At 43.5% G+C, this 12683-nt stretch carries 13 protein-coding genes; 7 read left to right on the top strand and 6 right to left on the bottom strand.

What is annotated here, in order from left to right:
* Nucleotides 1–166: 166 nt before the first annotated feature.
* The 5 genes from L0J61_RS04405 to dcd all read left to right on the top strand — a co-directional run bounded on the left by L0J61_RS04405 (nt 167) and on the right by dcd (nt 4247).
* Nucleotides 167–796 carry a CoA transferase subunit B gene (locus tag L0J61_RS04405; protein ID WP_301465105.1) on the top strand — a complete coding sequence of 210 codons (630 nt, stop codon included), beginning with the start codon at nt 167–169 and terminating at the stop codon, nt 794–796.
* A 72-nt stretch (nt 797–868) separates the two neighbouring features.
* A complete protein-coding gene (locus L0J61_RS04400) occupies nt 869–1669 on the top strand; it encodes a 3-hydroxybutyrate dehydrogenase (protein WP_301465104.1) in 801 nt (266 codons plus the stop codon).
* 212 nt (nt 1670–1881) lie between these two features.
* On the top strand, nt 1882–3099 hold the full coding sequence (gene apbC, locus L0J61_RS04395; RefSeq protein ID WP_301465103.1) for an iron-sulfur cluster carrier protein ApbC: 1218 nt from the start codon (nt 1882–1884) through the stop codon (nt 3097–3099).
* Nucleotides 3100–3110: 11 nt separating this feature from the next.
* The gene (locus L0J61_RS04390; RefSeq protein ID WP_301465102.1) at nt 3111–3542 is read left to right on the top strand and encodes a hypothetical protein; all 432 of its coding nucleotides are present in this window, start codon (nt 3111–3113) and stop codon (nt 3540–3542) included.
* Nucleotides 3543–3671: 129 nt separating this feature from the next.
* A complete protein-coding gene (gene dcd / locus L0J61_RS04385) occupies nt 3672–4247 on the top strand; it encodes a dCTP deaminase (protein ID WP_301465101.1) in 576 nt (191 codons plus the stop codon).
* A gap of 162 nt (nt 4248–4409) precedes the next feature.
* Here dcd and L0J61_RS04380 read toward each other — a convergent pair whose 3' ends face one another.
* From L0J61_RS04380 to L0J61_RS04355, 6 genes are all read right to left on the bottom strand, one after another.
* Complete coding sequence (locus L0J61_RS04380; protein WP_301465100.1) at nt 4410–4844, bottom strand: ClpXP protease specificity-enhancing factor; 435 nt, start codon at nt 4842–4844, stop codon at nt 4410–4412.
* A gap of 73 nt (nt 4845–4917) precedes the next feature.
* Nucleotides 4918–5532: a glutathione S-transferase N-terminal domain-containing protein gene (locus L0J61_RS04375; protein WP_301465099.1), complete on the bottom strand. Its 615-nt coding sequence runs from the start codon at nt 5530–5532 to the stop codon at nt 4918–4920.
* A 219-nt stretch (nt 5533–5751) separates the two neighbouring features.
* Nucleotides 5752–6468, bottom strand: coding sequence for a cytochrome c1 (locus L0J61_RS04370; protein WP_301465098.1), 717 nt, complete (start codon nt 6466–6468; stop codon nt 5752–5754).
* Nucleotides 6468–7673 (bottom strand): cytochrome bc complex cytochrome b subunit, encoded by a 1206-nt coding sequence (locus tag L0J61_RS04365; protein ID WP_301465106.1) that lies wholly within the window; start codon nt 7671–7673, stop codon nt 6468–6470. The genes L0J61_RS04370 and L0J61_RS04365 overlap by 1 nt, the downstream gene beginning before the upstream one ends.
* 22 nt (nt 7674–7695) lie before the next feature.
* Nucleotides 7696–8280: a ubiquinol-cytochrome c reductase iron-sulfur subunit gene (petA, locus tag L0J61_RS04360; RefSeq protein ID WP_301465097.1), complete on the bottom strand. Its 585-nt coding sequence runs from the start codon at nt 8278–8280 to the stop codon at nt 7696–7698.
* Nucleotides 8281–8774: 494 nt separating this feature from the next.
* A complete protein-coding gene (locus L0J61_RS04355) occupies nt 8775–10718 on the bottom strand; it encodes an ATP-binding cassette domain-containing protein (protein WP_301465096.1) in 1944 nt (647 codons plus the stop codon).
* A gap of 239 nt (nt 10719–10957) precedes the next feature.
* On the opposite strand from L0J61_RS04355, the gene L0J61_RS04350 reads away from it, so the two are divergent.
* The gene (locus L0J61_RS04350) at nt 10958–11215 is read left to right on the top strand and encodes a SlyX family protein (RefSeq protein WP_290188156.1); all 258 of its coding nucleotides are present in this window, start codon (nt 10958–10960) and stop codon (nt 11213–11215) included.
* A 219-nt stretch (nt 11216–11434) separates the two neighbouring features.
* Nucleotides 11435–12676 carry an OmpP1/FadL family transporter gene (locus L0J61_RS04345; protein WP_301465095.1) on the top strand — a complete coding sequence of 414 codons (1242 nt, stop codon included), beginning with the start codon at nt 11435–11437 and terminating at the stop codon, nt 12674–12676.
* Nucleotides 12677–12683: the final 7 nt, after the last annotated feature.

Below are 12683 nucleotides of genomic sequence, written 5' to 3'. Positions count from 1 at the left end.
GTTGAATTAATAATAGAAAATTTAGTATCGTCTCCCAAGATTTTAGTAGTAAAGAACAAGTTTACGAGTCCTGTGTTTTTTGGAACTGGAAACACTGAGTCGCTTAGATAAGCTTGACGCTACTCACTGTATTGTTGGAGAAGGCTATAATGATAAGGAGTACATCATGGCGTGGACAAGAGAACAGATGGCACAACGTGCCGCAAAAGAATTAGAAGATGGCTATTACGTAAATTTAGGCATTGGCTTGCCCACAATGGTAGCCAATTATATCCCTGAAGGGGTAGATGTGTGGCTGCAGTCAGAAAACGGCCTGCTGGGTATCGGCGAGTTTCCAACCGAAGAAAATGTCGACGCTGACTTGATTAATGCTGGTAAACAAACGGTTACTGCAGCAAAGGGTGCTAGCTATTTTAGCAGTTCAGATTCGTTTGCAATGATTCGTGGCGGCCACGTAAATTTGGCGATATTAGGGGCAATGGAAGTATCAGAGCAGGGTGATTTAGCCAACTGGATGATTCCTAAAAAAATGGTCAAAGGCATGGGCGGTGCGATGGATTTGGTCGCTGGCGTGCAACGCGTTATTGTACTCATGGAGCAGGTCAATAAACACGGTGCTCCCAAGATTTTGGCCAATTGCGAGTTGCCATTGACAGGTAAAGGAGTGGTTGACCGCATTATCACAGAGCTTGCCGTACTTGATGTCACAGACAATGGATTAAAGCTGGTTGAATTGGCAGAAGGTGTTAGTTTTGAAGAACTCCAAGAAAAAACGCCAGTGAGCATTGCGCAATAACGTATTTATCCAATAACGTATTTACAAAGTCATCTAATATTCACAAAGTCATCTAATGAAGGAACGTAAAGTATGGCGACCGAATTACAACAAGATTTAACCGGTAAGGTGGCGTTGGTCACTGGATCTGCAAGTGGTATCGGACGTGATATTGCTGAGACTTATGCTAAAGCAGGCGCAGCTGTTGGCATTGCCGATATCAACCTTGAAGCGGCACAAAAAACAGTTGAGGATATCGAGGCAGCTGGTGGCAAGGCACTAGCGATTGTCATGGATGTGACCTCTGAGAGTGCCGTCAATGAAGGAGTACAAAAGCTAGTAGATACGTTTGGTGCTATTGATATTCTGGTCTCTAATGCAGGTATTCAAATCATCGACCCGATTCATAAAATGGCCTTTGATGACTGGAAAAAAATGCTCGCTATCCATTTAGATGGGGCTTTTTTGACCACCAAAGCTGCAGTAAAGCACATGTATGAAGGTGATAGAGGCGGTACAGTCATTTATATGGGCTCAGTGCATTCGCATGAAGCGTCGTTATACAAAGCACCTTATGTCACTGCCAAACATGGTTTACTTGGATTGTGTCGCGTATTGGCGAAAGAAGGTGCTGAACACAACGTGCGTTCGCATGTGGTTTGTCCAGGATTCGTCAAAACGCCTTTGGTTGAAAAGCAAATCCCACAACAAGCTGCAGAGAAAGGCATTAGCGAAGAGTCTGTAGTGAATGATATTATGTTGGTAAATACTGTAGACAAGGAATTTACCACCGTTGATGATATCGCCCAGTTGGCGTTATTTTTGGCTGCGTTTCCAACGAATGTATTTACGGGACAGTCTATCGTAGCCAGTCACGGTTGGTTTATGAATTAAAACAAAGACAAGACAATTGTATGCCGCAACGTCAGACCTACTGGCGTTGTGGTTTTTTTATGATTGTAATTCAGCTACACTAGCATGATAAAAGGTTTGGCTAATAGGCCCATGGGCTACATCAGTTTTCACTGGATACTTGTTGTTTAATCTTAGGAATTGATTGGGCTTTTTACCACACTCATTCACTTGTATAGGCAGTAATGGTTGATATGTTTAATTTTATGAAGAAAAAATCCACTGCAAAAACAGAAACCCCGCAACAAAAAGCTGAGATCGACAGCGCCGTTGACAAGGTGCTGCTCGGTTACGAAGTAGGTGCAAACAGTATAGCAACGATGGTTACTGGTCTTGAACGTGATGGTGATCAGCTGACCTTAGACTTACGCTTACCACAAGATAGCGATCCTGAGACTATCCAAAAAGAGCTTGGTCAAATGTTGCGTCCGCATGGTGTCAAAACCATTCATATGAATGTGCGTTTGCCTGCCGCCGCCAAAGGTGCTGGAGCCAGCCTACCAAAACAAATGCCCAAGACGACGGATGCGATGGCGAAACAAGCGCAAACTACTGAAGCGTCAAATAATGATAGCGAACCACCGATTACTAAGACTGCGCCCAAACAGTCGTCACTAGCAGCGCATCCACGTATTCGTCATATTATCGTAGTAGCATCAGGCAAAGGTGGTGTAGGCAAATCGACAACGACTGTGAATATCGCATTGGCTTTACAAAAGCTTGGCAATCGTGTCGGCGTGCTCGATGCAGATATTTATGGACCAAGTATGCCAACGATGTTGGGTGTGGCTGAGGTTAAGCCTGAATTGGAAAACGAGCAGTTTGTACCGGTCAATGCACACGGTCTGGCTATGTTGTCGATTGGTAGCTTGCTAGATAGTGAAAATACGCCAGTCGCGTGGCGTGGACCTAAAGCGACTGGCGCACTGATGCAGCTCTATAATCAAACAAACTGGCCACAGCTGGATTATTTAGTGATTGATATGCCACCAGGTACGGGTGATATACAGTTGACGTTGGCACAGCGTATCCCAGTCACGGGCGCTGTCGTTGTAACGACACCACAGCATGTGGCTCTAATGGATGCGCAAAAAGGCGTGGAAATGTTCAACAAGACTAATATCCCAGTCCTTGGTGTGGTTGAAAATATGGCATTGCACACCTGTAGTAACTGTAACCATACTGAAGCCGTCTTTGGTACCGGTGGTGGTGAGCAAATCTCTGAGCAATACCACGTACCACTATTGGGGCAGTTACCACTTGCCAGTGGTATTCGTGCGCAAGTTGATAAGGGTGAGCCAAGTGTTCTGGCGGATGACGACTTTGCTTCTTATTATGTTAGTATCGCTGAAAATATTGAAACCAATATCAGTAAATTTGCTAAGCCAGTCGATGATAAGCGAATTTTTTGAAAGAGAACATTGTGAGCGTAGCTACTTATCAAAGTCATTTAAATACTACCCCCAAGAAATATCAGCTCCTAAAGTTATTTCGTCCACCGATATACATCATTGGGCTGTCAAACAATCAAGTGAGTGCCGTTTGCTACTATAAAGATGGCAGTAGCAAACGCCATCAAGTTAATGCGAATTTTAGCAATCGCCGAATGGTGGTTGCTGATTTTTTGCTAGCAGTACAAGCTATCACTGATTTATTGCTTAAGTTTCCCAAGCATCCGTTTGGAGTAAGTGGTTTGGCAGCAGTCAATGTCACTGAAGAATTAGCAGGCGGATTGACAATGATAGAGATTAAAGCCATTACAGAAGCTGTTTGGGCTGCCTCAGGACAAGCAAAAAGAAGAATAGTTAGTAGCACAATCAGCTATCAGGGACAGCCAGTAGCTGTAAATGAATAGTGACTTAGAAAAATTTGGCTGGGACCTAAAAAATCAGCTGAAAATGGCTGGTATCGAATCGACGCTACTATAAATTTTGCTATCAATTCCGTATAATCATCGCTGCTAAATACTTACTAAGGAATCACAATGTCTATAAAGTCTGACCGCTGGATACGAAAGATGGCCGAAGAGCATGGCATGATTGAGCCATATGAGCCTGGTCAAGTACGCTTCAACGATGCAGGCGAACGTTTGGTGAGTTATGGTACATCAAGTTACGGGTATGACGTACGCTGTGCCACTGAGTTTAAAGTCTTCACGAACGTACATTCAGCGGTGGTAGACCCGAAGAACTTCGACGAAAAGAGTTTTATCGATATTGTCGGCGATGAGTGTATCATCCCACCGAACTCATTTGCTTTAGCACGCACGATGGAGTATTTCCGCATTCCACGAGACGTATTAACGATTTGTCTTGGCAAGTCTACATATGCGCGCTGCGGTATCATTGTCAACGTCACGCCACTTGAGCCAGAATGGGAAGGTCATGTGACCCTTGAGTTTAGTAATACCACAAATCTGCCCGCACGCATTTATGCAGGTGAAGGGGTCGCTCAAATGCTATTTTTCCAAAGTGATGCTGACGATGTCTGTGAGACCAGTTACAAGGATCGTGGTGGCAAATACCAAGGTCAAAAAGGCGTGACTTTACCGAGAACTTAGTAGTTTCGCGGGCAATGATATTACGCCCTTTAGTAATGGCTTAGTTCACAATCAAAAAAGCTGGATGTCTATAGACATCCAGCTTTTTTGATTAGGGTTATGCAAATTAGAAGCTTCATTGTTAATTTTGCTACCAATGAGGACTATAGTACTCTCTATGGCTTATTTTAAAACTTTTAACCCTGCTTTATTATCACGCTTTGGCTTAGGGCTTTTGCTACCTTGTTTTGGAGTGGCAACCACATCCTCTTCTGGCTGATAATTATCGTATTCTTTAGGATCAAAGAACATGCCTTGTTGATTTTCTTTGGCGTAGATACCCATCACGGCGCTTAATGGCACCCAAATTTCTTGAGAAACCCCACCGAAGCGAGCGCTAAAGTGGATGTAGTCGTTTTCCATGCTCATATTGCCTGTGGCACGACTGGCAACATTAAGTACGATACGCCCATCCTGTATGTGTTCGGTAGGTACTTGAACATTTTCAGCGGTGGCGTCTACCATCAGATATGGTGTCAAAGCATTGTCCTCTATCCATTGATATAATGCGCGTACCATATAAGGACGAGTAGGGGTAATTGATAGAGAGTCGCTCATCTGATAATTTCCTATATTAATGGTTTTTAATTATTCAAATTGATTATATTTTAAGTAAGCTATTTTTACTTGTCTAACTAACGCTGTTTTGAAAACTCTGTCGGTCAAAGATACGTTTTTGATAGTCTAATAATGGACGACTAATCGAACGTGGTAACTCAATCTGCATCTCTTCTAAGCGCCATAGTAATGGCGCTAATAGCACGTCACACCAACCAAAGGTATCGGCCATAAAATATGGTTTATGAGCAAACAAAGGTGAGAGAGTGATTAGTGAGTCACTAAGCTTCTTTTTAGCCAGGGTGGCTTGTGCCTTATTGAAGCTATCAGGATGCATTAATAGACGCTTCCCTAGTACTAACCAATCGTGTTGGATACGCCATGCTAGCTGGCGAAACTGTGCACGTTCTTGAGGCGCTTCAGGAAGTAGTTTGTTCGTGTGGTAACGTTCTTCAAGATATTCAAAGATGACATTTATCTCATAGAGCACAGTGTCACGCTGTTGTAGCACAGGCAAGGTGTGATAGGGGTTTAGCTCCGTCAAATCCTCCGGACGCTCAGAGTCTAGGCGCGAGAAGTAATATTCGAGCTTTTTTTCTTCAAGTAATAGGCGCACTACATGACTGTTGTAGCCGTCATCAGCGTATAAAATTAGCTGACTACTTGGAATGTCATTCGCATCAATCATGAAAGCCTAATGTTAGTGGTGAAGACTGTCATCGTAAACAATGTAGAGCTGATTATCAAGGCAACCAACGTAAACAGTGCAGTTGCAAGGCATGTAGGTCTATCGCCAGAGGGGTAATAAGACAGTAAATAGTGAGTACTAAATACACAAAGGGCACTACTATTGTAGTGCCCTTTGTATTGATGAGGTGTGTTAATGAGATTTTATTTGAGTACAGACTTACTTAATGTCTTTCCAGAACTCTTTATTCAATAAGTAAACTGGGATTAAAAGCACTAATAAGAATAAAATCACAAAGAATCCAATCACTTGGCGATCATGACGAACAGGCTCACCCATCCATGCCATGAAATTCACCAAATCACCGACCTCGGATTCGAACTCTTCGGCACTTAGCTCTTGTTGCATGTCATGCAACACATGAGGCATAGCTGCGTTTGCAAGTACTAAGTTGTTAGCACCCCAAGGACGGCTAGGATCTTCATAGAATGATAGCAAGTAGCTGTATACCCAATCATCACCACGCAGTCTATTTTCAAGTGATAAGTCAGGCGGTGCAGCACCGAACCATGATGCTTGTACATCAGGATCAATCTCAGCATCGATATGGTCGCCGATTTGATCGGTAGTAACCATCAGGTACTTTTCGACTAGCTCAGGTGGAATATCTAAGTCTTGAGAGATGCGAGAGTGACGAACATACTGTGCAGAGTGACAACCGGCACAGTAGTTCATGAATATTTTTGCACCGTTTTGCAGTGAGCCTTTATTGGTAAAATCAATAGGGGCTGTACTACAAGCTAAGTGTTCTTCGACACCATCAGCATTGGTAAAGGTACCGCAACCACCGCCGCCTGCTGCCAGAGCATTACCAGCAGTCAAAGTCATTGCCGCGCCTAAGCCCAAACCAGCTAGGGATTTAATTAGCGTGCTCATTAGTGACCTCCGGTAACGCGTTCTGGTGGCTGTTTACACTTCTCAATAGCAGTGTAGAACGGCATCAATAAGAAGAATAAGAAATAAAGTATGGTAAATATCCGAGACATAAGCGTCGCAGTTGGTGTCGCAGGTGTCGCACCTAAGTAGCCTAATACAACGAAGCTAATGGCAAAGACAGTCAGAGCGATCTTAGATAAAATACCTTTATAGCGTATAGAGCGTACGGGAGACCTATCGAGCCATGGTATTAAGAATAATACCGCAATCGCAGCACCCATCGCGATAACGCCACCAAGCTTATCAGGAACCGCACGTAAGATGGCATAGAACGGTGTGTAATACCAAACTGGTGCAATATGCGCTGGTGTTTTCAGTGAGTTCGCTGTCTCAAAGTTTGGTGGCTCTAGGAAGTACCCACCGCCTTCTGGGAAGAAGAATACGACGGCAAAGAAGCAGATAAAGAAGACCACAATACCAACCATGTCATGGACAGTGTAGTACGGGTGGAACTCGATACCGTCTAATGGAATACCGTTTTTATCTTTTAGTTTCTTGATATCGATACCGTCAGGGTTATTTGACCCTACGTGATGCAGTGCCACGATATGCATGAAGACTAAGCCCACAAGAACAAGCGGAATAGCAACGACGTGAAGTGCGAAGAAGCGGTTCAGTGTGATACCTGAGATGATGTAATCACCACGGACCCATTCAGCTAAGCCATCACCAATCACAGGAATCGCAGCAGGAAGGTTCAAAATAACCTGTGCACCCCAGAATGACATGTTACCCCAAGGTAGTAGGTAACCAAAGAAACCCTCGGCCATTAGTGCTAAGTATATGCCCATGCCGATCAGCCAAATAAGCTCACGGGGCTTTTGGTATGAACCATATAATAGTGCTCTGAACATATGCAGATAAACCACGACGAAGAACGCGGACGCGCCAGTCGAGTGCATATAACGGATGAGCCAACCACCTGTGACATCACGCATGATGTATTCAACAGATGCAAATGCCCCTTCGGCACTTGGGTTGTACATCATCGTTAGCCAGATACCGGTCACCAACTGGTTGACCAATACGATCATTGACAATACGCCGAAGAAGTACCAAAAGTTAAAGTTCTTTGGTGCATAGTACTTTGACATATGGTATTCATAGGTTTCCGTCGCTGGAAAACGCGCGTCCACCCAATGCATTAACTTTTTACCTATGCTCATATTAAGCCTCCCCAACCGTTAAGATGGTTCCTGAAATGCTATAATCTGGAACAGGTAAATTAAGTGGTGCAGGAACGCCACTATAAACACGTCCGGCTATGTCATATTTTGACCCGTGACATGGACAGAAAAAACCACCGTACCAATCATTACCACCTAGGTCAGCTGCCCCAACATCAGGACGATAATTTGGTGCACAGCCTAAATGAGTACAGACACCTTCAACGACCAATAGACCTGGTTCTATAGAACGACCTTGGTTTTTGGTATACTCTGGTTGTAATGATGCGTCTGAATCGGGGTCAAGTAGCAATGGCGTTACAGACTCCAATGTCGCCAGCATCTCTTCGGTACGCTTAACGACGAAAATAGGTTTGCCGCGGTACTTTACGACGATCATTTGACCTTCTTCTACAGAGCTGACATCTTGTACAACAGCTGCACCTGCAGCTTCTGCTTTGGCGCTTGGGTACCAAGAACGGACAAAAGGTGTCGCCACAGCGGCTACCCCGGCTGCACCAATCGCAGCGGTTGAGGCAATAAGGACTCTACGGCGTTTTACATTAACGCCTTCGGCTTGGCTCATTAAAACTTCCTCCAGGTGAATGAAATGGGATTATCCCACACTGGGTTTGTGGCTTATAAAAAATACAATAACAAACCACTTTAGCTGTGCCTAATTTTGCTAATTGTTGCTATTCTAAGCTATTTTGGTGATAAAATAAATTATTGCGTTAAAAATAAAGCAACTTTGATAGGTCATACTATAAGGTTTAGTAAGAAAATCTGGGCAAAAAATGCCAGATTATTGACGTCTCACATTCATTTTGTTTTTACAAGAATGATGACCCTGTAACTATTAAGGATATTCAGTAACAGCGAATGATACTTGAAAATTAGACAATGTTCACTAACTTTCAGTAGTTAATTTAGCTGTAAGCAGTGGGAAACCGGTCCTCGCTACTTTCTATTATTGAGTAGCGACTTTTTGTTAGGTTGTGAATTGTCAGTTATCAGGCTTCCTATTAGTATTGCCAATATCAAGTCCATTTGATAAAAGCATTGGTAGGAGTATGGTCATTAGTCGTCGAGTTCACTCCAGCGCTCAAGCTTGGTCATCATCTCATCTTCAATGACCAATAAACGTTCACTAGCTGCGGTCGCTGCATCAAAATCTTTGTTAAACCATGAGCCGTCAGCCAGCTTGTGTTGTAGTTCATTCTGTTCGGCTTCTAGGGCAGCAATTTCTTTTGGTAAACTGTCCAATTCACGCTGCTCGTTAAAGTTTAGTTTTTTAGTGGACTTTTTAGCCTGTTCAGCTGCCGCAGCTTTCTTGGTAGGTTTCTCGTTTGAGGTATTGTTTGCAGGTGCTCTAGCGGCACGACTTGCGTCCTCGCGGTTTTTCTGAACAAGGTACTCTTGATAGCCGCCAACATACTCTTTAACGATGCCGTTACCTTCTTCGTTTTGGTCAAATACCCAAGTAGAGGTGACGACGTTATCCATGAATGAGCGATCATGGCTGATAAGTAGTATCGTACCGTTAAAGCTACTCACGGACTCTTCTAGCAACTCAAGTGTGGCCATATCCAAATCGTTGGTTGGCTCATCAAGTACTAGGATGTTTGCAGGTTTTAGTAGTTGCTTGGCAAGTAAGACACGGTTGCGCTCGCCACCGGATAAGGCCTTGACTGGCGTACGAGAACGCTCAGGGGCAAACAAAAAGTCCTGCAAGTAGCTCATGATATGCGTCTTACGTCCGCCTACTTCGACGAAGTCAGAGCCTTCTGAGACGTTCTGTGCCACGCTGGCTTCTAAATCTAGCTGATCACGCAGCTGATCAAAGAAAGCGATTTGTAAATTGGTTCCGAGTTCGACGCTACCTGATTTGGTGATCTCGTCATCAGACATATCAAGTAGGGCTTTGATTAAAGTGGTTTTACCAACACCGTTAGGACCAACGACACCGATTTTGTCGCCACGCATAATCATGGTGCTAAAGTTATCAACCAATACATCTCCATCATATTCGAGATGCAGGTTTTTGACTTTACAGACTAGCTTGCCACTTTTTTCGCCTTCACCCATGGTGATATTGACGTTGCCGACTTGTTCACGACGACCTTTTCGTTCTTCACGCAGCGCTTTCAACTCACGAACGCGACCTTCATTACGGGTACGTCTCGCTTTAATACCTTGACGAATCCAGACTTCTTCTTGCGCGAGCTTTTTATCAAAATTAGCGTTGTTTTTCTCTTCAGCCAATAACTGCTGTTCTTTCAGCTCTTGATAGCGCGCGTAGCCTTTAGCACCTTGGGTCACGTCATAGCTCGTAAGCTGACCGCGATCAAGCTCCACGATACGTGTTGCTAGTTTATTCACAAAAGCTCTATCATGGGTCACGAATAGAAGTGTCAGTCCTTGCCAATCTAATAAGAACCGTTCTAACCACTCGATACTTTCGACATCTAGATGGTTGGTTGGTTCGTCCAATAGCAAGACATCGGGCTTTGTTACTAGAGATCTGGCAAGTAACACACGGCGCTTACGACCACCAGATAGGGATGATAAGTCATCATCTGGATCCAGCCCCATAGTCGTGATTAGTCGCGTGGCATCACGCTCCAAATCCCAGCCATGAACCGCATCAATATCATGCTGTAGAGTTGCCATGTGCTCACAAGCGTCCATGTCGCCATTGGCGCAAAGATCAACTTGCTTATTATAATTAATAAGCAAATCAGCGGTACGGCGGCTGCCGCCCATAACGATGTCAAGTATGCGTCCGCTAGACTCAGGAACGTCTTGTTCTAGCATAGCGACCCGCATGCTGCTATTGGTGATAATCTCACCGCTATCAGGCTGTAATGAGCCGTTAATCAGTTTGAATAGTGTAGACTTACCTTCGCCATTGCGACCGATTAAGCACACACGCTCGCCAGCATTGATTGAAAAGTCAATGCCATCTAGAACGGGAGCGACGCCAAAGGCTAGGTGAATGTCTTTTAAATGTATCAGTGCCATAGAATATCTTAAGCTTATATAATAGTGAGGTAGGGGTTGTTGCAAAATTGCCTGCAGTATAACATGCCACCACCAGACTGTAGTGTGCGTAAATGCTTTTATAAACACTATTTACTGCTTTTCTTATCAGCCGCTATTTTTTAATCGTTTCTATTGATTATTACCTTTATATATCAATGACTGGCTAATAACGCCTTTCATCCCTATCGCCCAATATTTATGATAATTCCGAGAAAAATATGAACCAATCTAATGATAAAAATGATGACACAGCCACAAAAGATGAGTTGCAAACACAAGTCATCGATTTGCAAATGAACATGGCGCATTTAGAAATGACTGTTGAGCGACTTGACACGGTTATTGCCCGGCAAGACAAAGATATTCAAACATTACAGCGTCAGCTGCAGCTTATCTATAAGCAAATGGAGAGCCAAGATACAGAAGGCGGTATTGCACCATTTGATGTCATGGCAGACAGACCACCACATTATTGATTTCTAAACCAATATCTAATAAAGGACTCGATATTTTGCGTTCAGTAATTTTATATGCATATTATTAGATAAAGATACTGTTTAGTCATAAACAAGAAATAATGTGTTTTTGCAGTTGTTTTCGTGTGCCAAAATCTTTACTATCTTGCACCTCGGATACTGCTTACCTATGAATAATAGGCAAAGTAGTGAAACAATGCGGATGTTTGGAGATATACAATGCGCGCAACTTTTCATTTAAAAACTCTCACAGTAGCTGTTGCTGCTCTATCTGTCGCTAGCGTTGCTAGTGCTGCTGGTCTTGATCGTTCAGGTCAAGACATCACCGCATTCTTACAAGATGGCACTTATGCAGAGACCGTCTATACTTATATCGATGCCGATGTAAGTGGTAAAGACTCATCAGGCAATAAAATTGATGACATCGCAGAGTCTTACGATTTCTTTCGTTATGGTGTAAAAGCCGATATCAATGATACTTTTAGTATCGGCATCCTATATGACGAGCCTTTTGGTGCGGCAGCTAATTATAGTGGTAACAACAATTTTGTAGACCAAAACCCTCTTTCTCCAAGAAACGGTGAAGGTACTAACGTAGAAGTAAGAACTGAAAGCATTACAGGTATTCTAGGTGCAAAACTTGGTGAAAACAAAAACCTCCAAGTCTATGGTGGTCCTGTCGCGCAGCGTGTCAAAGCTGACGTAAAGCTACGTGGTGAGGCTTATAGCGTTGCTAATGGTTATACTTTAAATGTTAATGCGGATCAAGACTATGGTTGGTTAGCAGGTGTGTCGTATAGTAAGCCTGAGATTGCTTTAAAAGCAGCATTGACTTACCGCTCGGAAATTGAGCATACTGCTAATTCTGCTGAGCTATATCCTTTTGTCGATAGTCTACCTATCCCAGGCCTTTCAGCAAATCGAAGTGGCGATATTGAAATTACCACACCTGAGTCAGTAAACTTTGATTTCCAGACGGGTATCAACCCGACGACATTAGCGACTGCAAAAGTACGCTGGGTACCATGGAGTGATTTCGCGATTACACCAGGATTATATAATGGTTTTAGTCAAGTATTAGCAACTCTGCCTCAAGGTACTGGTATACCTCCTGAAGGTTTAGATTTAGTCAGCTATGATAAAGATCAATGGCAAGTAGAGCTTGGTCTGGCCAAACGTCTAACTCCTGCATTAGCAGTTTCAGGCAATATTGGTTGGGATAGCGGTGCAGGTGACCCAGTCACCTCATTAGGTCCTATCGAAGGCTATTATAGTGCTGGCCTTGGCGCAAAATATAATATTACCGAAAACTGGGCTGTATCTGCTGGTGGTAAATACTTATGGTTCGGTGATGCTGAAGGTCAAATTCCAAGTAAAACGGTTGTTAGTGACTTTGAAGACAATGACGGTTTTGCACTTGGCGTAAAACTATCTTATCAAGCTAAGCAGAACTTTAACTAAGAATTTA

The organism is Psychrobacter sp., assembly GCF_030457785.1.
GTDB lineage: Bacteria > Pseudomonadota > Gammaproteobacteria > Pseudomonadales > Moraxellaceae > Psychrobacter.
Note: the sequence above shows the minus strand (reverse complement) of the source record. Positions and strands in the feature narration are given on the sequence as shown.

Coding starts and splice junctions, on each gene's coding strand:
- L0J61_RS04345 (WP_301465095.1), top strand. CDS start 11,435: ATGCGCGCAACTTTTCATTTAAAAACTCTCACAGTAGCTGTTGCTGCT.
- L0J61_RS04365 (WP_301465106.1), bottom strand. CDS start 7,673: ATGCATTGGGTGGACGCGCGTTTTCCAGCGACGGAAACCTATGAATAC.
- apbC (WP_301465103.1), top strand. CDS start 1,882: ATGTTTAATTTTATGAAGAAAAAATCCACTGCAAAAACAGAAACCCCG.
- L0J61_RS04350 (WP_290188156.1), top strand. CDS start 10,958: ATGAACCAATCTAATGATAAAAATGATGACACAGCCACAAAAGATGAG.
- petA (WP_301465097.1), bottom strand. CDS start 8,280: ATGAGCCAAGCCGAAGGCGTTAATGTAAAACGCCGTAGAGTCCTTATT.
- L0J61_RS04405 (WP_301465105.1), top strand. CDS start 167: ATGGCGTGGACAAGAGAACAGATGGCACAACGTGCCGCAAAAGAATTA.
- L0J61_RS04380 (WP_301465100.1), bottom strand. CDS start 4,844: ATGAGCGACTCTCTATCAATTACCCCTACTCGTCCTTATATGGTACGC.
- L0J61_RS04355 (WP_301465096.1), bottom strand. CDS start 10,718: ATGGCACTGATACATTTAAAAGACATTCACCTAGCCTTTGGCGTCGCT.
- dcd (WP_301465101.1), top strand. CDS start 3,672: ATGTCTATAAAGTCTGACCGCTGGATACGAAAGATGGCCGAAGAGCAT.
- L0J61_RS04375 (WP_301465099.1), bottom strand. CDS start 5,532: ATGATTGATGCGAATGACATTCCAAGTAGTCAGCTAATTTTATACGCT.
- L0J61_RS04400 (WP_301465104.1), top strand. CDS start 869: ATGGCGACCGAATTACAACAAGATTTAACCGGTAAGGTGGCGTTGGTC.
- L0J61_RS04370 (WP_301465098.1), bottom strand. CDS start 6,468: ATGAGCACGCTAATTAAATCCCTAGCTGGTTTGGGCTTAGGCGCGGCA.